Source organism: Sphingobacterium ginsenosidimutans (genome assembly GCF_039536865.1).
Classification (GTDB): Bacteria; Bacteroidota; Bacteroidia; order Sphingobacteriales; family Sphingobacteriaceae; genus Sphingobacterium; species Sphingobacterium detergens.
In genome coordinates, this window is the sequence record NZ_BAAAZK010000007.1 from 978,686 (window position 1) to 998,860 (window position 20,175).

The 20,175-nt window shown below is 39.2% G+C and carries 19 protein-coding genes; 8 read left to right on the top strand and 11 right to left on the bottom strand.

The window, feature by feature from the left end; translation table 11 throughout:
* Positions 1–678 precede the first annotated feature (678 nt).
* Complete coding sequence (locus tag ABFX33_RS16435; RefSeq protein ID WP_346086897.1) at positions 679–2,925, bottom strand: TonB-dependent siderophore receptor; 2,247 nt, start codon at positions 2,923–2,925, stop codon at positions 679–681.
* A 94-nt stretch (positions 2,926–3,019) separates the two neighbouring features.
* On the opposite strand from ABFX33_RS16435, the gene ABFX33_RS16440 reads away from it, so the two are divergent.
* Entirely contained in the window at positions 3,020–4,045 is a 1,026-nt protein-coding gene (locus tag ABFX33_RS16440) for a helix-turn-helix domain-containing protein (RefSeq protein ID WP_346086898.1), read from the top strand.
* Positions 4,046–4,171: 126 nt separating this feature from the next.
* Here ABFX33_RS16440 and ABFX33_RS16445 read toward each other — a convergent pair whose 3' ends face one another.
* From ABFX33_RS16445 to ABFX33_RS16455, 3 genes are all read right to left on the bottom strand, one after another.
* On the bottom strand, positions 4,172–4,882 hold the full coding sequence (locus tag ABFX33_RS16445; RefSeq protein ID WP_346086899.1) for a hypothetical protein: 711 nt from the start codon (positions 4,880–4,882) through the stop codon (positions 4,172–4,174).
* 113 nt (positions 4,883–4,995) lie between these two features.
* The gene (locus ABFX33_RS16450) at positions 4,996–5,262 is read right to left on the bottom strand and encodes a hypothetical protein (RefSeq protein WP_346086900.1); all 267 of its coding nucleotides are present in this window, start codon (positions 5,260–5,262) and stop codon (positions 4,996–4,998) included.
* A gap of 39 nt (positions 5,263–5,301) precedes the next feature.
* Positions 5,302–7,107 (bottom strand): serine hydrolase, encoded by a 1,806-nt coding sequence (locus ABFX33_RS16455; RefSeq protein ID WP_346086901.1) that lies wholly within the window; start codon positions 7,105–7,107, stop codon positions 5,302–5,304.
* 480 nt (positions 7,108–7,587) lie between these two features.
* Here ABFX33_RS16455 and ABFX33_RS16460 point away from each other — a divergent pair, with 480 nt between their 5' ends.
* Positions 7,588–7,776, top strand: a complete 189-nt coding sequence (locus ABFX33_RS16460; protein WP_257090955.1) for a hypothetical protein — start codon at positions 7,588–7,590, stop codon at positions 7,774–7,776.
* 84 nt (positions 7,777–7,860) lie between these two features.
* A complete protein-coding gene (locus ABFX33_RS16465; protein WP_346086902.1) occupies positions 7,861–9,543 on the top strand; it encodes an FISUMP domain-containing protein in 1,683 nt (560 codons plus the stop codon).
* A gap of 134 nt (positions 9,544–9,677) precedes the next feature.
* On the opposite strand, the gene ABFX33_RS16470 is transcribed toward ABFX33_RS16465, so the two are convergent.
* Positions 9,678–9,899: a hypothetical protein gene (locus ABFX33_RS16470; protein WP_257090958.1), complete on the bottom strand. Its 222-nt coding sequence runs from the start codon at positions 9,897–9,899 to the stop codon at positions 9,678–9,680.
* On the bottom strand, positions 9,889–10,209 hold the full coding sequence (locus tag ABFX33_RS16475) for a hypothetical protein (RefSeq protein WP_257090959.1): 321 nt from the start codon (positions 10,207–10,209) through the stop codon (positions 9,889–9,891). The genes ABFX33_RS16470 and ABFX33_RS16475 overlap by 11 nt, the downstream gene beginning before the upstream one ends.
* Positions 10,210–10,585: 376 nt before the next feature.
* Here ABFX33_RS16475 and ABFX33_RS16480 point away from each other — a divergent pair, with 376 nt between their 5' ends.
* The 3 genes from ABFX33_RS16480 to ABFX33_RS16490 all read left to right on the top strand — a co-directional run bounded on the left by ABFX33_RS16480 (position 10,586) and on the right by ABFX33_RS16490 (position 14,784).
* Entirely contained in the window at positions 10,586–11,509 is a 924-nt protein-coding gene (locus ABFX33_RS16480; protein ID WP_346086903.1) for an alpha/beta fold hydrolase, read from the top strand.
* Between the two features lie 237 nt (positions 11,510–11,746).
* Positions 11,747–13,324: a Na+/H+ antiporter gene (locus ABFX33_RS16485; RefSeq protein WP_346086904.1), complete on the top strand. Its 1,578-nt coding sequence runs from the start codon at positions 11,747–11,749 to the stop codon at positions 13,322–13,324.
* A gap of 377 nt (positions 13,325–13,701) precedes the next feature.
* Positions 13,702–14,784 (top strand): S41 family peptidase, encoded by a 1,083-nt coding sequence (locus tag ABFX33_RS16490; protein WP_346086905.1) that lies wholly within the window; start codon positions 13,702–13,704, stop codon positions 14,782–14,784.
* Between the two features lie 42 nt (positions 14,785–14,826).
* On the opposite strand, the gene ABFX33_RS16495 is transcribed toward ABFX33_RS16490, so the two are convergent.
* Both ABFX33_RS16495 and ABFX33_RS16500 read right to left on the bottom strand, forming a co-directional pair.
* A complete protein-coding gene (locus ABFX33_RS16495) occupies positions 14,827–15,732 on the bottom strand; it encodes a hypothetical protein (protein ID WP_257090964.1) in 906 nt (301 codons plus the stop codon).
* A 281-nt stretch (positions 15,733–16,013) separates the two neighbouring features.
* The gene (locus tag ABFX33_RS16500; protein ID WP_257090965.1) at positions 16,014–16,397 is read right to left on the bottom strand and encodes a YidH family protein; all 384 of its coding nucleotides are present in this window, start codon (positions 16,395–16,397) and stop codon (positions 16,014–16,016) included.
* Positions 16,398–16,835: 438 nt separating this feature from the next.
* On the opposite strand from ABFX33_RS16500, the gene ABFX33_RS16505 reads away from it, so the two are divergent.
* Together ABFX33_RS16505 and ABFX33_RS16510 are read left to right on the top strand one after the other, a co-directional pair.
* A complete protein-coding gene (locus ABFX33_RS16505) occupies positions 16,836–18,017 on the top strand; it encodes a glycosyltransferase (protein WP_257090966.1) in 1,182 nt (393 codons plus the stop codon).
* Between the two features lie 101 nt (positions 18,018–18,118).
* Positions 18,119–18,271 carry a lmo0937 family membrane protein gene (locus tag ABFX33_RS16510; protein WP_104381542.1) on the top strand — a complete coding sequence of 51 codons (153 nt, stop codon included), beginning with the start codon at positions 18,119–18,121 and terminating at the stop codon, positions 18,269–18,271.
* A 165-nt stretch (positions 18,272–18,436) separates the two neighbouring features.
* Here the strand turns inward: ABFX33_RS16510 and ABFX33_RS16515 are convergent, their stop codons facing one another.
* The 3 genes from ABFX33_RS16515 to ABFX33_RS16525 form a co-directional block, all read right to left on the bottom strand.
* Positions 18,437–19,021 carry a TonB-dependent receptor domain-containing protein gene (locus ABFX33_RS16515; protein WP_346086906.1) on the bottom strand — a complete coding sequence of 195 codons (585 nt, stop codon included), beginning with the start codon at positions 19,019–19,021 and terminating at the stop codon, positions 18,437–18,439.
* Positions 18,954–19,658: a hypothetical protein gene (locus tag ABFX33_RS16520; protein WP_346086907.1), complete on the bottom strand. Its 705-nt coding sequence runs from the start codon at positions 19,656–19,658 to the stop codon at positions 18,954–18,956. The genes ABFX33_RS16515 and ABFX33_RS16520 overlap by 68 nt, the downstream gene beginning before the upstream one ends.
* A 111-nt stretch (positions 19,659–19,769) precedes the next feature.
* A complete protein-coding gene (locus tag ABFX33_RS16525) occupies positions 19,770–20,069 on the bottom strand; it encodes a hypothetical protein (protein WP_346086908.1) in 300 nt (99 codons plus the stop codon).
* Between the last annotated feature and the right edge of the window lie 106 nt (positions 20,070–20,175).

Consider the following 20,175-nt stretch of genomic DNA (forward strand, 5'->3'; position numbering starts at 1 on the left):
AGAACCGGTACATTGATAAAATAATTATCCCAAAAAGTATAAATTGCCGATTGGTCTTTTGTAACGATTCTTCCCCTTCTGACAGCTCTCCTGTTGATCATCATGAAATTATATATTGATCGTTTATTATAAATGCGATTTACAGATGGAGCAAATCGGCCAGAATTAGCTGTATTTATTTGAAGCTACTTTGATAGCTCTGCCCTATCCATTTGGAGTCATTTGAAGCCAATTCAGCATATTAACTATATTTAAATAATAAATATTTTTGATTAAGACAAACCTCTACAAACGGATAAAATTATTTCTCCATACGACGAAACAGTTCCCCAGTACAGATATAGTACCTCTCCAGTACAGATAAAGCACAGATAAAGTACTACTTTGTTACAAAACGATATGTGCCTTTATGGTACTATAAGGGTACATAAAGGTAGATTTCAGCTGGTTAATGGTAGACTTGTATTTTTTTCCATTTTTTAACCTATAGATAAACCAAAATCCGATCAATGCACTTGTATATGTATTGCTTTTACTTATGATCCATCTGGTATGGAATAGTATGATAAGAATATCTCAGGAAGTAAGCAGAACTGCATAAAAATAGGGATGCCCCAATTTTTTTGGACATCCCTCAGTAAAATGTGACAAATAATTTTTACTGTGTAACGGCATGTATTAGAACTTATAGGCCAGGTTCAACCTAAAGCCCTGCGGATTGACTGCCCGCCATCCATAGTGCGTATATCTCCAGGCTCCGGGATAGAAACCGACGTAATTATAACGGTTGGTCACATTGTTGACCAATAGTGCAATGTGATAGTTATTTTTTTGATAGGACGCCCCCAAGTCTATGGAAAACAAGTCATCAGGAAGGTACTTATGGTCTTGGACAACTGGCCAGGTAGCACGCTTCGCCTGATATTCATAACCTGCAGAAAATCCGAGACCTTCTAAATTCCCGTCTGCAATGGTATACTTTATCCAGGCATTGCTAATATGACGGGCTGTACCATACAACATTCCGCCAATCTTCTTGGGATCCTTATCTTTTGTAACTTTGGCATCGGTATAGGCATAATTGAATACCACATTCCAGTTTTTGTTGATAACCCCATTGACGTCTAACTCAATACCTTTAGATGTTGCTTCGCCCGATTGTTCAAATCTTCCGGGATTGTCAACTCCAGCCGCAGTGAGCATATTGGTCTTTGTCAAGTGGTAAGCTGTCAAATTGGTCATCAATTTATTCTGAAACCAGGTTTTCTTCAGCCCAATCTCTCTATTTCGCCCGTATGAAGGATCTGCTGTCCCTCCATCCAACAACAATCCTACTTGCTCCTGAAATGTTTCATCATACAACGCATAAAGGGTAAAAGTAGGTGTCAACAACCCCGTCACACTAAACCGCGGTGTAAATGCTTCATTTTTAACTTCATTACCATTATTGGCAATAGATACCTTCTTTGTTGCAGTATACCGTAGACCAGCAGCGACCCTAAGTTTGTCCTGCAAAAAACGAACTTCATCCTGAATATGGACAGAACTGTATGAGTAATCCGATAGATAATTGGCACCACGTTCCCGTAGTGATTTGGAGCGGTCATATACCGGTAACATATCCTTGGTCAAATTGCCATAAACCGGATTATAGATATTAAAGATTACCTCACCATCGGCATTGACCGGCAGCTTTTTGCTTGGATCAACAATACTACCTGCTTCAGACCAATCCGCGACATAGAACTTTTTGCCCATATCTAAACCAGCCAAAATATTGTGGTTGACCTCTCCTGTTTTGAATTTTCCCCGTGTAAATACCTGCCCGACAGTCGAAGTATTCAAAGCATCATTGATACTCAAATTACGTGTTACATCGCCCTTCTTAACACCGTTAGCACCATCTTTTAAAGCAATCGTATTGTAATTCGCATACAGGGAGGCTCCTTCCATTTCAGACCGTACATAACCGAACTGTGCTGTCAACAGCCAATCCTCATTAAAGTTATGGTTGATTGTTCCATAGATATTATGTTCCCAGGACTTGGTCGGATCCATAATCGGATCGCTAAATGAAAAGTTCTTTTTCACCTCCTTAAAACCGTCGATGCCATAGGCATATTTTGAAAATCCACCTTCAAAATTATTTTGAGAGAGGATATATTCGAATATTACATTTGTATTTTCGCTGGCATTATACTTAAAGGATGGGTTCAAAACAAATTGTTCGTGACCGACATTTTGCTGAAAATTTCCCTTCTTGGTTCCCATGACGTTAAACCGTCCTAAAAACTTACCGTCAGTGCTCAACCGCTGGTCAATATCAACCGCAGCGCGCAATAAATTGTAACTCCCCAGGGTCATTTGTGCTGTTCGTTGATTATTTCCCGATGGTTTTTTGGTCACGATATTATAGAAACCACCGGGCTGTGTATTACCCATCATAAAACCTGCTGGTCCCTTCACAAATTCTACGCGCTCCACGAAAGCCATGTCTTCACGTAGTGGCCCGAAACTACCACTTACGTCCATCCCATTACGGAGATTCGACGCTTGAAATCCACGTACTGCAATCCCTACACTCCCCTCTTCCTGATGTGTGATCGTCCGTACACCACTTACGTTCCGCGACAGACCTTCAGCAGTCGTTAATATCATTTGATCATTGAGTAGACGCTGGTCTATAACCTGAATATTTTGCGGTGTGACCAAAAGATTTTCGCCCAGACGTAAAGTCGAAGATGGTATTGTTGTTCTGTTGGCAACAACGTTCGCGGTCGACAGCACATAGGATTTTGTGCTATCCACCTTCGTGGAGTCGACAGCCGGATTTATTTTATTCTTCTCTTTTTCCGTCTTGCCGCTCTGAGCCAGTACCACAGTGGGCAAAACCAAGATGCTCCAGAGAATACTTTTCTTTAACATACTCTATTTAGAATTAATATAATTAAATTTACAACGCAAAAGTAGAGCACATTTGGGCAATCAAATTTCGAATTCGGGAGAAAAACATTAGAATATGGGAGAAATTAAAACAAATCGGGAACTGATGGACGAAGTATTATGCTTTTATGATCAGGACGAAAATGACCAGACGATAAAACATCTAGAAACTCCTTTGGGAAATTTTACCACAACTTATATCTATGACAGTCCGGAATTTATCATTAGGGATTACGCTTATACTTACGCACAAGATATCACATTAACGTATAGAACTTCTACAAAAAACTATATTCAGATTGCCTTTTTCCTGAATCAGCAGGTGCTAAAGGATAGCATTAACAACAGGGAAAACAGCTATCTGCCGCAGCACAATTATATCTATTTCACACCATCTGAATCCGATGTGGAGATATTTTTCAGGAAAGACATTGCCTATCGCAATTTTGATATCTATGTGGAATCCGACTATTTTCATCAGTTTGTTGCCGAAATGCAGGTGGTAGACTCATTTATCGCCCAGGTCGACAAGAATAATTTTGTTCGTTTGGTTGAAGAGGGCGTTCCCCTCAGTCCACAGATGCTTCATATCCTACAGGAGATGAAATCCTGTCGCAAAACAGGCATTCAACGACAATACTTTATGAAAGGCAGAACAATGATCCTCCTGCAATTGCTATTTGAATGGATTGATCAAGAAAAAAAACAAAGTGATATAATTAGTAGTTATGGAGAGACTGAGGCCAATATCTTCTATACAGTTCAGGATTTTATTGTAAAAAATACTGGTGAATTTTATACCATCGAGCAACTGGCTATCAAATTTGGCGTCAATGAATACAAATTGAAAAAAGGATTCAAGGAAAGATTCGGTATGGGTCTCTTCCAATTTGCAACTCAAGTACATATTCAGGAAGCAATCTCCCTCTTGAGAACAACTGATCTATCCATTAAAGAGATTGCCTTCAGAACAGGGTACTCGTCGCCCTCGTCCTTTTCCGTCGCATTCAAAAAGCAATGTGGCATAGCGCCCAATCAGATTCGAAAGAAATCGCATACTGTGCATGAAGAAAAAGCTTCTTTTAAAAGGTCTGATAATTGATTCAGACGACTTTTGTTCTATTACTTCAAATAGATTATAGTAAATTTCCAAAAGCTATACAGAAACTCAATCTTGTCAATCCGGATGCTGAGAAATATTCCATAAAATAAAAATTACGGCAATCTGCTATTCTTCTATCACCGGTTTATTGTTTTCACAACGTACGTTTTTGTGAGAAGCAAGTAAATTTTCACATTTTACATAGTTGGGATCTAATTTAGCCAGTCTACGAGATAAGGCTTTATGTTGACGATAAATAGCATTAAAATCCTTTCTGCTTTCGCTATTTGAATCATTTTGAAATAGCACATATTTCAATTTGCAGTCTTTAGCTATTGGTAGCGCATACCAATTACTCGGGTTATGACAGATTGGATTAGCATAGAAAGTTTCCAATGCCCTTATATTCGTATTCAATTTTTCTCTCGTTTGCTCAAGATTGAAATCCGATGCCAACAGTACTTTTGGAGAACCATCAATACAACCGATGCCAAAATGAGGTTCGGATTCGACTAACATATCAAATATTGGCCGTTCATCTATTTTTCTAGCGGCCTCCAGCAACGATATATATTCTGATTTTAGTTTATTGTAGGCATTTTTTATCTCATTACCTACAGGGAAGTATTTGTAAACGCTATTGTAACCGCCATTATACCCTCCAATAACACTATCAATTTGCAAACTGCTAAGATCGTTACAAGATGATGTTTTGACCAACTTTTCTATTTCAACAAGTTTCGCATCGGCTTTTTTATAGTGCTCTTCGTAGGACTGATTATCTTTTTTACAAGCTACGCAAAGAACTATCAGGAAAAATAGTCGGATTAATTTCATAATTATCAGGTTTACTATATAATGTGTTATTTACATAATACGTAAAACATACCCTCCTTGCTACAAAAAATAAAAAAACTGACATAACGGTATTATAGAACCGTCCAATCCACTTAATCCTCTTCCAAATAAATATTGTGGACGACAAACTTAACATTCTTACTGAATAATAGCATATCATCGACATCCTCCGAATCTATCGCATAAAGTGTATCGAGTTCTCCCCCATCCAAAAGCTCCGAATCAGGTATCAGCTCAAAAAAGGTGATCCCCTCGATGGTAGACAACTCTTCTACCTTAATATAGGACACATCTTGGTTCTTCCAGGTCGATAGAATCTCTTTGGAAAATAATTGATAGGTATTTGCTTGCATTGACATGGGTGCAAATTAGCAAAAAATTGGTTCATTACACTTTTATTATAAGGTTTCTAAAATCTTACTTACTTTTTCGTTTTTAGGATTGATTTCAAGCAACTTTATATAGTTCTGCTTTGCTTTGTCTCTTTTGCCCGCTTTCAGATAAGCTTCTGCCAGGCTATCATATACATTTTCGCTCATCGGATATAAAATCGTATTGACCCTAAAAATATCGATCGCCTGGATCAATTTCTTTTGAGAAAGGAGCTCATAACCTGTACCATTCAGAAAACCTTCTGAAAGCAGCCTATGCTCACTATCCTCTTGTTTTGCACGTTGATAAGCTTTTACGCCCTGTTCAAAATGACCTTCCAAAATCAGCTCCAGCGGAATAACATCGCCTGCATTAAGTTTTGGATTTCTGGCATGGATTGTTTTATCACGCAAAACCTGAACAAGCTCCTGCTTACCTGTAGCTTTATTCTTTACAAAGGCCATTTTATAATCCCAGTCATGCATCGCGAATGTGTCTACCCCCACTTTAATCAGTTCGACAGGGGCGTCTAGATTCTGTATGGCCATCAGTTTGCCATTTTCTTTGTAGACTTTGATTAATCCATATTTATCGGCACGATAACGTCCGATATAGGAGCTTAGCTCTTGTGCGGTTGATGGTAAAATTTTATTAGCTGGAGCAATGTAATTGGGCCATTGATAGGTTAAAGCGACCGCGCGAACGAGTTCGTTGATAAATAGAGGTTTGTTGGTATTTGTCAATACGACAACCCCGTCACCACTTGTCTTGCTTGCTATAAAATAAGAACTAAAACCTTCATTCCAGCCACCATGACAAAAGTAAACAGCTCCCGCATAGTTTTCAATGAACAGCCCTAGACCGATAAAGGATTCAATGAAAGGGCTGGTAAACTCTTCTGCTGTCCTTTTGGAAATAACAGTGCTGCTTTTGCCTGCCAATGTATGTTGAATATCGATCACAAACTTGGCATAATCTTCAGCTGTAGACCACAATCCTGCAGCAGCCTGCTCCGGATAAACATGATATCTTCCTTCAACAGGCTTTCCATCTTCGGAATAGGCTGTGGCGGCAAACTCTGCTTGTGTAGCTGGAAGTGGTTGTGCGAAAGTGCTATTCTTCATTCCCAATGGCAGCAGCACTTTCTCATTCATAATGCTTGTGTAATCTTTCCCTTCGATATCCATAAGCATCTGTTGCATTACCGTATATCCACCTCCTGAATAGCGAAAATTTGCTCCAGGAAGCTTATCGACAAATACCGCAGGGGTGTTGGCGGGTTTTCCTCCATTCAACACCTCCACTGCCGTGGGCATCGGATCCGTTACCTTATAGCCCGGAAATCCACTTACTGTAAAACCAGCAGTATGGCTGACGATATTCTTGAGGGTGACTTTTTTCGTTTTAGTCCATTCGTTGTCTGGAACTTTCCACGACGTTAGGAATGAATTCACATCCGTATCTGTAGCTAATTTACCAAGCTCTACCTCCTTGAGCGCAGCGTAAGCACTGACAGGCTTGCTCATCGAAGCAACCTGAAACAATGTTTTAGCGGTGACTGGAGCCTTGGACTCAAGATCTACAACGCCGTAGCTCTTACTCCAGATGACCTTAGAATCTTTGATAACAGCTATACTCACACCGGGAATATTATAAAACTTCATGCGTGAGGCAATATCCCAAGATCGCTCCCCCACAAAGCGTACAGGTGGTATCAGCCCTGATTCAACCCCGGAAATTTCTTTTTGGAGCTGACTTTCGGTTTGCGCACAAGCTGTTGAGACCATTAGTCCGAAAATAAGGGCAATAGGTAAAGATTTTATGATTTTCATAATATGTTAAGTTTAAGACGCCGAATAACATGATCCATGTCGTTTTTTTTGGTGTTTGTGACAAAAAAGGCGATGGCTTCCGCGTCATCTTTTACACAATTTTCTCGATTAACTTCCTTATCAACTCGCTTGCCAAAACAGTATACTACTGTTAAACAGCACACTAAAACATATTTATAATCAGAGATTGATCATAATCGGACACCGAATGTTCAGAATCGAACGATACAACAACGAATCCAACATCAAATCTACAAACCTAAAATGCAAAGCAAAAAATCGCTAGTACTAGCGATTTTCCCTCATTTGGATCTTCTGTAAATTTGGATAAAATCTACGGTCATGAAAACTGTGTCATTCTTAGCCGATTTTCTTTGGAATCCTCCATTGCATTCCGTTAAGTTAATTGACAACGATATAACACAACAAAATTTACGACCTCAATCATCAAGCAATAGTAAACCTATAAAAAATTGAATAATGAGAACCTCAAATAGAAACAAACTTGTCGATTCGACAAAGGAGAAGTACGAGCGACCTCAAATTAAGACCGTTCAAGTGAAAATGGAGAATGGCATCGCCGCAGATTCCGCAACCACCAAACCTAATAATAGCGTAAGTACGGAATGGCAGCAAATGCCAGAAGCTTCAGCCGACTTAGATTGGTAGATACTTCTGATCGTAATAAAGATAAAAGGATTATTTGATACAAATAATTGATTAAGGGACTTATTAGTAACCGAAAGAGAAAAAATGAAAAATAAGATTTTAAACAACAGAATCAATTCTACCATGGAAATGGGTGCGTTTCTTTTTTTTGTTTTATTTGCCCTAATTGGCTGTCGTACGAAAGATGATCATCCTACTGTCTCAACAGAGAAGGCTGTGGTTAAAGTCAATATACTTGGTAATCATTATGACAATCAGGAAAGTATAGAGAAGAAATCCACAGCAGGGATTCCTGCAACAGAAATGAGCAGGATCCAACGACAGGAGGTTGCCTTCAATGGTGAATATACCCTGGAGGCTGAACTGGCTCCAGCAAGTTCGTATGAGCCTATAGGCGCAAAAGCAAGTACCAAAGCCAGTACAGAAACAAAACCGCTTGATCCGGGAATACGCTATAAAATGGCTGTGTATAAATCTTCAGGTGAATACGTCACCGAAAGGGATTATATTCGTGGTAATGAGGGTAACACCTTACAATTGAGTTTAGATGGCGGACAAAGTTATACCTTTGTCGCTTATTCCGTAAACAGCGCTACAGATCTTCCGCCAATAACCTTTGCGAATCCAGCGAACAAAACATTAGTGACATCAAGTTTAGAGGGACTTTCCGGCAGTGCCGACTTGATGTATTACAAAAAAGATAATATGGTTGTCAGTGGCAATACGGTCAATTATGTGGATATTACATTGACACATAAGATGAGCATGATCACCACAATCATTGACGCTTCGGCAACGGGATACGATGTTACTGCCATAACTGCTTCTATTACTCCTCATTACCCGACAACAGCTATTCAATTGTCTAATGGCACACCAGCACAATCAGGGCAGATCGGGAATGCTCCGATCATATTTCAAGCACTTAATGCGGGAACTGTTGTTTCGGCACCATTGATCTTAAATGCGATAACAGTTACAGGCACTCTGAATTTAGCATCTATTACGGTAGGTCCTATGACACAACAGAATATTGTAGCCCTTAATAACGTAGTCATCAACCCAGGTGTGAAATATGATCTCCGAATCCGTATCAATCCAAAAGATGTTTTTCTGGATCATCAGGGACAAAAAGCAGCACGTATCAACGGTGTCGTCTGGATGCGTTATGACTTGGGCGCCCCTGGTTCAACTTCCAACATCGACCCCGATCAGGATCCGTCAATCATGGATCTCTATGGTAATTTTTATCAATGGGGAAGGATACCAGCAATAGGGACAGCAAATTGGCCCGGTGTATCGAGTTGGAGTTCAAACATTGTACAACCCGATAATGCATGGAATAGTGGAACTGAAATTGCTCCAGTAAAAACGGCTACTGACCCATGTCCGAGTGGTTACCGTATCCCCACCAAAAGAGAAGCCGAATCCCTGATCAGTGGCACAACAGCAAGTAATATTGGCTTATGGGCCGCTAGCCAGACGAATTATAGTGCTGCAAAAGTACTGACCAGTATCCGCAACAAAAATGTAAAATTGACCCTTCCTGTCGGTGGACGTGTTCAAACACATGACTATGGAGGTATTTATGCTCCCCTGGGCTATGAACAGCGCGGACAATTTGCCTATTTCCATACAAGTTATACCGAGGGAAATAATATCTATTATCTTCAGGGATCTTCTACGGGTATGATGGTAAATACACCCGGCGATAATAATACTATGAATAAATTTCAGGCTTTTCCAATCCGTTGTGTAGCGGAGTAACGAATTTAATTTGTTGATTTTTTTAACTGACTTTAGCCGTTATCATAGAAAAGAGGAACTATAGTCCCTTTTTTCTATGATATGCCTATTGTACCGTATGAGATCTCTTTTGATGTAGTCAAAATAGAGTTGATTTATGTATTGGTCATTACATCTTTAGACCCAAATAATAGCACGACAAAATTAATTCCGCCATCACCAATTAGAAGTACATCATCCTTCCCATTGGCCATAAATGGCGTCACATCTTTACCATTTAAAAGCAAAAGGCAGCTTTCGACGTCGTCATCCGATTTTACAAATCGCGCAGTTCCCTTATTAATATTACGGATCCACCTGTCAATGTTAAATATCATAATGCTTTGTTTTATTTAACTCAACCATTTGTTCGACCAATAACTTCAGCACCGATCTCTCGGCAATCAGGTTGAAACTCCAGATATCGTCTGTAATAAACACATAATGACCGGAAAAACTGTAGATGTAATCCCCTCCTTCTATTCCTGTTGACCAGTTTTCCTTTTTTAAATCAGGAAAAGTCCTTAGTACACGCCAGCAATATTCCTTTATTTCGCTTTCACTCCAAGTAGCGTCCAAGCTATCGATCAAACTCTCATCTGTACTAAGCCCATACATTTCCAACATTTTCGCAACGGTATTTCCCATGGTTGACCGATTATCCTAATTGTATCTAAATATATTGTAACGTTTGATGCTCCTCTTTCTTTCACTAAAATAGTGAAAATAGTACGTGTACAATAACATCTTACGTTTTTCAATTTCTCCAAATTTTAAAATGCAAACTCCTTAAAATATCCACTAAGAAGTAAAAGTGTCAACGGCACTAAAACAATAAGGAGCATGTCTTGTCTACCTTGTTCTATTTTACCCTCTTATTTGAATTGATAATAATTATTACCCTAGTTTGATCGGGTATTTATTCTTTTGTCGTTTTTCCCCCTTGAAATTGTCGGATATCCGGTCTAAACTCAATATCAAAAATGAATAGATTTGCTTATAAACTTTTAACAATCAAATAAATATGAAAACAAGAAAGACATTAGGGCTAATAATAACACTAGTTTTTGGGTTATTGCTATCCTGTCAACACACGAACGATCGAACAGGTACTTCAGAAAATTCATCAGTTGCTAAATCAGCTAAACCATCAGAAACGGGTTATGTGGATGTAAATGGGTTAAAAATGTATTATGAAGTTTATGGCGAGGGCAAACCTCTTGTATTGCTTCACGGATCTTATATGACGATCCCATTGAACTGGTCTCATGCTATCCCCATGTTTAAAGGTCGGAAAGTAATAGTCGCGGAGATGCAGGGACATGGACGTACCAGAGACATTGCACGAAAAATCAGTTATGAAGGGATGGCCGATGATGTATCCGGTCTATTGAAATATCTTCAAATAGATAGTGCCGATATATTGGGCTACAGCATGGGTGGTGGCGTAGCTTTTCAAATGGCTATACGTCATCCCGAGCAGGTACGAAGACTTATCGTGCTGTCCGGCAGTTACGCACATGATGGATGGTGGCCCGATGTCGAAGCATCTTATTCATCGATAACTGCGGATATATTTAAAGGTTCACCCATTGAGAAGCAATACGACAGTCTTGGCAATGATCCAAAACATTTCCCCGAATTTGTAAAGAAAGTAATTAGTATTGACCTGGAACCTTACGACTGGTCCAAAGAAGCAAAAAAAATAAAAGCGCCCCTATTTATGGCCATTGGTGATGCCGATGGCATACAATATGAACATGCATTAGCATTATTTCGTGCCTTGGGCGGTGGGAAAATGGGTGATATACATGGATTACCTAAATCTCGTTTAGCCATCCTACCGGGGACTACACATATCGGTATGATGTACCGCATGGATTGGTTAGTTCCGATGATTGATGACTTCCTGAATTCTGACCTAAAAACTACGGCACCAACTTTTTAGTGTTTTCTGACAGATCAACTTCATTTTTATGCTATCGTAGCCAAGAGCCAACTCGTTGGGGTTGACTCTTGGCTACAGAATGGAAAGGTGTTTTATGCTTCCCTAGGCCCCGCTCCAGTCACTAAGAGAACGATATCCCTAAAACGGAGATCGCAGCTTTTAACTCGGTTTAAATTTTAAATGAGCTTTAAATGTTTTTAAAAATTTAATATATATTTATGTATCTAAAACGAATACATGTTAGAAAATTTCGCATTCTATCTCTTTTTGGTTCTGTTGATTACCATGCTCATTATGCTGGCTAAAAAAATTCAGGTTGCATACCCTGTTTTGCTTGTGTTGGCGGGACTTTTAATAAGCTTTATTCCGGGAGTACCGCCTATAAAAGTAGAACCTGAATTAATATTTATTATTTTTTTACCACCATTATTGTATGAAGCAGCTTGGTCAACCTCCTGGAAGGAACTCTGGCGATGGCGCAGAATTATTTTCAGTTTTGCTTTCGTCGTTGTGTTTTTCACCGCATTATCGGTTGCAGTTTTCGCAAACTATTTTATCCCCGGATTCTCTTTAGCCTTGGGATTTTTATTGGGTGGAATCGTTTCTCCTCCTGATGCAGTAAGCGCAGGTGCAATTTTAAAATTTGTAAAAGTACCAAAAAGACTGGCTTCAATTCTCGAGGGCGAGAGCTTACTGAATGACGCTTCTTCACTGATTATTTTCCGATTTGCTATGATTGCTGCTGCAACGGGGCAATTTGTATGGTATGAGGCTGCAGGAAGCTTTGTCTGGATGTGTGTCGGTGGCGTAGGTATTGGACTTACACTTGCGTATATTTTCTTGAAAATGCACAAAATTTTGCCAACCGATCCGAATACAGATATATTACTGACTTTTATCGCACCATTCTCCATGTATCTAGCGGCAGAGGAGCTCCATGCTTCCGGAGTTTTGGCCGTGGTAAGTGGTGGATTATTTCTCTCCTACCGTAGTCACGATTTTTTGAGTAGCGCATCCAGAATACGCACAGTAACAGTCTGGGAAAGTTTTTGCTTTTTGCTAAACGGGATTGTGTTTATGCTCATTGGTTTGGATTTACCCGAAATAGTGAACGGTTTAGGGGATACTGATATTTACACCGCAATTGGATATGGAGTTGCAGTTACTGCAGTACTCGTTGTTGTGCGAATTTTAGCGGGCTATGCAGCAGTCATTACCACTTTAGTGATGCGCAACTTTATCACTGTGGCAGATGCACAGTCTCCAGGCTGGAAAACGCCCATGATCATTGGTTGGACTGGAATGCGGGGCGTAGTCTCCTTGGCTGCGGCACTTTCAATTCCCCTAACTTTAGAAAATGGGGTTCCTTTCCCACAAAGAAATCTGATCCTTTTTATCACATTTGTCGCTATTCTGTTAACACTGCTTGTACAGGGACTTACGCTTCCTTTTTTATTAAAGAAATTTCCGCCAATAGATCGAGATTTTGTGCGGACAGAAAAGGAAATCGATTACGAGATCCAAAACAAACTTGCCCAAGTAGCTGTAGAGAAAATTCGTAAAGATTACGCGGACAAAGTAGACAGCTTTCCGACATTGAAGGATCAATTGCAGAAATATGAAAACCAATTGACAAGTTCGGAAATCATCATTAACTATGCTGAATATAGAAAAATCTATATCGACATCATAGAAACTCAAAGAATGTGGTTGATCAATAAGAATCGTGAAGAGCTTTTATTGGACGAAGAAATCATTAGAAAACACCTTCGCATACTCGATCTCCAAGAGGAAAGAATGAATATGAAAAGCTAATCTTCCTTTTGAACAGCAATCCTACGAATTGCTGTTCAAAAGAGGATTAAATCGATACTAGTAGGAATTAGTGTTGCCGCTCTTCAAGCTCTAGCAACCATTTTTTTCGCCAGATACCTACGCCGTAGCCGCTTAGGTGACACATTTGTTCGAAACTTAATTCCATAATGCAATTATTTATAATGATAGAACAAATCTATAGCGAATACATTCCTTCTACAACCGAAAAATTGACAAGTATTTTTTTATTTACGAGGGATTGCAGGATATCTTCTTTTTTGCTATTTTATCCAACAAATATCTGTTGGAGCATTTGATAACCACGACTATTTTGGTCTTATATTAAACGCACGAAACGATATTCACTAACAAGTAACATGAAGAGAGCCTTTCTATTTTTTATTGTATTATTCTGGGTGCCGAAGCTACATGCACAGGTCAATCAAACACAGCAAATGGTGATCCAATTTCTGGATACCCTACAAAAAAATGCCTATATGGGAAAATCTATGCAGTGGGATTCCATCAGGCCAGCGTTCATAGCGGAGACTCGTCATATTAATGAAGTCAACCAATTAAAACCATATTTTGAGAAATTGTTAAAGACTTTAAAGGATGGTCATTCTAGCTTGTTCTTTGAAGAAACGGGACAGGATAAGGAATCAGAACAGGACCAATTTGAAAAAATGGCGGTCATGACGGACAAAGAAGCAGGTATACCTCCGAAAAACTTTCAGCATTATATGATCAATAGCAAATATGCTTACATCAATGTACCTCCCGTAATGCTGGAAAACAGAAAATATGTGGATACCATAGGCATACAACTGAAAAACTTGGACGCTCAGGAACCTAAAGCGTGGATCATAGATCTAACGGAAAACAACGGTGGAAATATCATGCCGATGATCTGGCAGTTTCCGTCCTTATTGGACACCGATAAAACATACGCTTATATAGATTCGCAAGGCAAAGAAACGACGGCTATTACTTATTATACTGTTGAAAGTCCCGAAGATCTCACATATTTCCAACTTTTTCAATTGGAACCTGATCAGGTAAAGCCCATAAAATTGCGGCATAATGATATCCCTATTATTTTATTGACAAGCAACATTACCGCTAGTTCCGGAGAGTTCTTTACCGCTCACTTCAAAGGACAGAAAAATGTAAAAGTAATAGGGCAAAAAACTGGTGGTCTCACTTCTGGCAACGCTCCTTTCAATATCAACAAGAATTGTATGGTCATGCTTACAACCTCAGTCCTAAAAGACCGGAATGGCAAAGTATACAAGATCGCCGAGGGTATAGAGCCTGATATTGTTTTTCCCATCGACATGAAGCCAAAAAATGGTAAGACCAAACTGACCTATAACGAAATGCAGGAAGTCATAAAAAATGCAAAACAACGTTACATAGATCAGGCAATAGCGGTCATCGAGAATAAATCTGGACGCTGATTCCAGGGACACGATCAAGCTTGGCGATTGCCTGATGAATATTTATCTTACAATTTGCAATGCCGTTTCTCCTTTGGGGATGTATAACAGCATATCTACGAATGTTTTTCTGTTCATACCATTTTTATCTGTATCCATATAGCCCAATAAAGATTCTCCCCTATCAACACCTTTTCGTGGTTCAAGTCGAACCATTCTACCCTCAGCATAGAATTTCATGATGTAATCCTCCAGTACATAAAATGTTCGGGAATTTGGCTTCGAGTTCGAAAACCTTGTTGCGACAGATTTGCCTTTTCGACCTTTCACTGTTTGAAACTTAGTAATTATATCTTGGGAAAAATACTCAGATTGGTACCATTCAGCATCTGCCTTCAAAAATCGTGCATTTAAATCATCGTAGTCACCTGTTTCAAAAGCAGCTATCATCTCCTTATAAAAACTAAGTACATGCTCTTCGAGCTGTTGAGAATCCAACTGAGTCAAATCTTGGCCATTCTTCCATCCGGCAAGTTGATAGGGAACAGTAGCCGTAAAGCTAATATCGGTTTTATATGCTGTCCGTTTGGTTAAATCCACTTTTTCGTCAACAGCCTTATAAGACACAATTTCTTCAGGCTCCTTTAAAAGACCATCTTTCCCCCAACCAGTTTTCTCTATTTTAAGTGTAAATTTATCACCTGCTTCAAGATAGGGCTTACTAATTCCTTGATCATCATAACCCGGATAGAGTTCAATGGTAACTTGTTGTTGCCCACTTTGAAGAATATAGGGATTGATATTTATCCTCCCCATTCCCGGAATTTTATCGAAATTTGAATAAACCGGACAACCGTTTACCAATACGCTGAAACTAAACAGGCTTTCAACTTCCAGTTGATAAAGAGGTTCATCTTTGAATCTGCGAACTTTTTCTGAAAGATAGCTTATACGATTAGTTGTTGGCATCGTCCTCTCTTTTTTTTCTTGTGCACATCCCCCACCACATATTACCGTTAATAGCAAAACCATTATCAATTTCACCATATCTATTGAACTTTGAGCATATTTATTCTGTCGCATCGTACAAAGTAAATAGATATTTTCACCTGTTAAGTATTCTTTTAAAATTCGCTGTAGTTCATTTAATATCCGTAACGCCAGTCATGGCATTCCTACTCATGAGATTTATGGTCTATTCTTCAACAGCACCTGATATAAATCGTATTATCCAATGGCAGATATTGATTTTATAAGCTATCTATCAAATGCCACCCGAGGAGAAGACCGATAATAAGAAAACATGCAGACATCAAAGCAATACCGTATGACCCATAAGTAAAGTTTTCTGACTCAATCTGTTTTGCAACTTTTCTATACTTAATATAAGCTAGAACAACTGTAATGGATCCTATAATAACGATTGAGACACCGACAACTCCGGAATATTCGGGTTCTATGTCCATGGACGTCTTTGAATTCAACATCAATGTGATCTGCTGTATAAATAAGGAAAATTTGACAACAACAAAACCAAAGCCCATGATCCCCAAACTCGTTGTTATCCAAGCTAAAAATGTACGTTCATTAGCTAAATGGTCGTTGATTTTTTCGGTGTTATTTTTTTCTATCATAAGGTAAAAAAGCGAATGTAGTGGAAGTTTCACATGATAATTCCCTAGTCAATCTTGTACGGTAAACCAACAGTTGACCTGTTTTGTTTAGGCCGCATGTAAAAATAGTTGGAAGGCCAATTTGAAGAGCTAACATAAATTTTCTTTCATGAGGGAAAAATACCTACTCCTGTAGTGTTTGTGCGGTAAACACTGTATCACTTTACGGATTACGCCTTTGTAAACTACGGATATGAAATAAATGCCCCGCTTTGGGTACAGCTTTTGATGCATAAAACGAAACAAGATACCACCTTATATTATTAAAATGTCATATGGAAAATATAGATCAAAAAGCAAAGAAAATGGGCCTGGAAAAAGGATATTATCTACTACTCATGGCTATTTTGGATATTCCGGTAAATAATGAGGAAGACAAGGAAAAAGAGGATTAAATGTATGAAAAGAATCGTTATTATAAGTACCTTTCCACCCCAGGAATGTGGATTGGCGACTTTCACGAAAGACCTCAGAAAAGGAATGGGATTGGACCAGACGGCATCCATCGATGTAATTGCTGTATCCAAATCCGGTTCCGAACAGTTTGATCCGGCAGTACGCTTTGTTATCGACAAAGAACGACTTGATAGTTATATCCAAGCCGTACATATTATCAATGGCGAATACGATTATTGTATTATCCAACACGAATATGGAATATTCGGTGGCGCTGATGGTATATTTATCAATCAACTGGTCAATCACTTAAACATTCCTTTATTGACAATATTTCATACCATATTGCAATCTCCATCCTTGCGACAAAAGGAAATCATGGAATTGCTGCTTAGCAAATCCCAAGCAGTAGTTTCGCTATCGCCGAAAGGACGTGAATTATTAAAAGATCTCTTTCCACTGGTCGACAGACAGAAAATTCATGTCATCGCCCACGGTGTACCCCAATTTGATTACAATCAGGGATTGGCAAAATACAGATTGGGCCTACAGGATAATTTTGTGATGATGACTTTTGGTCTGATAGGGCGAAGTAAAGGCTTAGAATATGCGATCCGCTCATTGGTAGGGCTCGATTTACCAAATTTTAAATATTTAATTATGGGCAAGACGCATCCGAATGTACTGGCACATGAGGGTGAATCGTATCGTTTTGAATTACAAAGTTTAGTAGATCAGTTACAATTGCAGGATAAGATTATTTTTATTGATGAATTTATTAATGATGATCAATTGAAAGAATACTTAACAGCCTGCGATATCTACCTTTCTCCTTATCAACATGAACAGCAGATCAGCAGTGGGACATTATCGTTTGCGGTCGGTGCCGGTGCTGCCGTAATCTCAACACCCTACTGGCACGCAGTAGACCTATTGACGGATGAACGGGGCATCCTCACACCTTTCAATGATGTCCAAACCATGGGTGCTCATATCAAATTATTGTATAGATCGAAACGATTACTTGCATGGCATCGTTTCAAAGCACGTTGTTATGGGGAACAGACGACCTGGAAGACGATCGCCAAAGTATATCTAGAACTGCTTTCAACACTCGCTACGCCTGTACGATCGCTGGTACATTATAAGAATTACCATACGTTTGATTTAAAACAAGAAGCATAACGACGAAGCGTTGAACAGCAGTCATGCATAGATAGTTTGATTTATTTATTATAAAACATTATTCAAATGGATGTTGTTCTAATTAAAAAAACATTAATATTATGGGAAATTTATTATACATCATTGCCGTTATTTTAGTTATCATCTGGGCAATAAGTTTTTTCGGAGGTTACGCGACAGGAAATATAATCCACACGCTTTTGGTCATCGCAATTATTGTGGTGCTGTTACGTGTTATTCGCGGTGCCGCATAAGCGGTGTCAGGATGGGACAAAATATAGAATGTACCTGAAAAAGATCTCTTGAAAAGGCTAATTTGATCGACTATGGAATACGGTAGTCTTTGCATCCCTCTCATGGCCTGCAAATTCACCGTATTCCATTGTAATAGTCAGCCCAAAATCAACTATTACCACGGTTTAAAATTTGTAGCTCAAACCTGCTTTGATCATAAAAGGCGTTCCAGGTGTAAAATGCATTTCTGAAACAGGTTCTCGTTCATTACGAAGACGGGTTTCGGTTTCAAATTGTGCATCATTCCATTTCGTATTGAATAGATTCTGCGCCTGGATCAGGAAATTCCATTTTCCTGAAGCATAATTTAATAGAAGATCATTGACAAAATAGCCTTTTGCCTGTACAGTGTTATCTTCAGTCGCGGGCTTTGTGTTCATATAACTATACCTCAGATTTGCCGAGATTCCCCAAGGCAATTGCACAGCAACCCCACCTATACTGGTCAACGAAGGCACCAATGGGATATAGTCCTCTCCTTTCGGTTCACCAACTGCTCTCGCATAGGCGTAATTGATATCACCATCCACATATAACCAAGGTGTTGCCTGATAACGAAGACTCAGGTCAGCTCCCAAACGTCTGGTCTTGCCCGATGGCTCCACCACAGCCTCATCGCCAACATATACAATCGCCAACAGATTACCAACCAAGAAATAGCATACCCGCTCCACAAATGGATAGTACGCTGCCACTAATAGCATGCACATAGCGATCTATCTTTTCTGTATCGAGCAAATTGTAACCATAGATTCCCAACAGCACCATACCGACCATCGTGATCACTGTTGTAATAGTAAACACACTGATCAGTGTAATGACTTCGGGTATAGACCGATGTGCTCCCGAGAAAAACAAAAGCGGTATCAAAGGCTCTGAAGGCCCCATAACGAAAATTGCAAATAATACAAAAGGTGTAACTTTTGTCTTGTGATGGTGATGAGTATGGGAACTTTTACCATGACTATGTTCATGCACATAAACTTCATTGCCGATCACATCAAAATGCTTATGGGATTTTTTGCTATAGATCTTCCAGATACCATAAGATAGATAACCGAGACCAAAGATAAACAGCGCCCAACTGGAAAGATTTCCACGTACATCTTGCAACCAGCTAATTTTATTTAGCTGCCAGCCCAGATATACGCCGATAATTCCTAAGATAACCGAACTAAAAACATGTCCCAAACCGCAGACCACGGTCCAAAGGATTGTTTTACCGAGCGACCATTTTTTGGATTTGGATAATACTATAAAAGGCAGATAATGGTCAGGACCAGATGCCGTATGAAAAAAACTGATTGTAATGGCCGTGATGGCCAATGCGTAAAGTGTCGTACTCATGTGTACAGATGATGTTGATGTTAAAGAAGCGTGACTTCCAAAACAAGAGTGAAACATCACATAGCAATAAAAAATGCGCTATGTGTAATTAACCAAGAAATAGCAGGAAGTTTAGCAGTAAAGTCTAAAGGAATGGTAAAGGATATACCGATCAGGAATCCTATTGGACAGGTATTTATTCTGAAAATCATAAAAGCTGTACCAGGCTTTCTTCGCCATAAAGAAAAAAGCGATCGACAGAAGTAAGCCCAAACTACATAACCACAAAGCATAGGCTAAATGTTGTTCATAGCTCAATTCAAATGAACATTCTTCTGTTGAGCCTAAATAAAAATCATCATGTTTCTGTCCTGATGCAACAGTAGTAACGGAATGATGGTGACTAGCTTTCGCAGCGGTTTCTCTACTCATTTTTCCTGCAGGTGAGCTACAACAAAAAATGAGCATAATGACTATAAAAAAATGTCTGATATACCTGTGCATAATACCGTCAATCCATGCTGGATTTGCTTTCAAA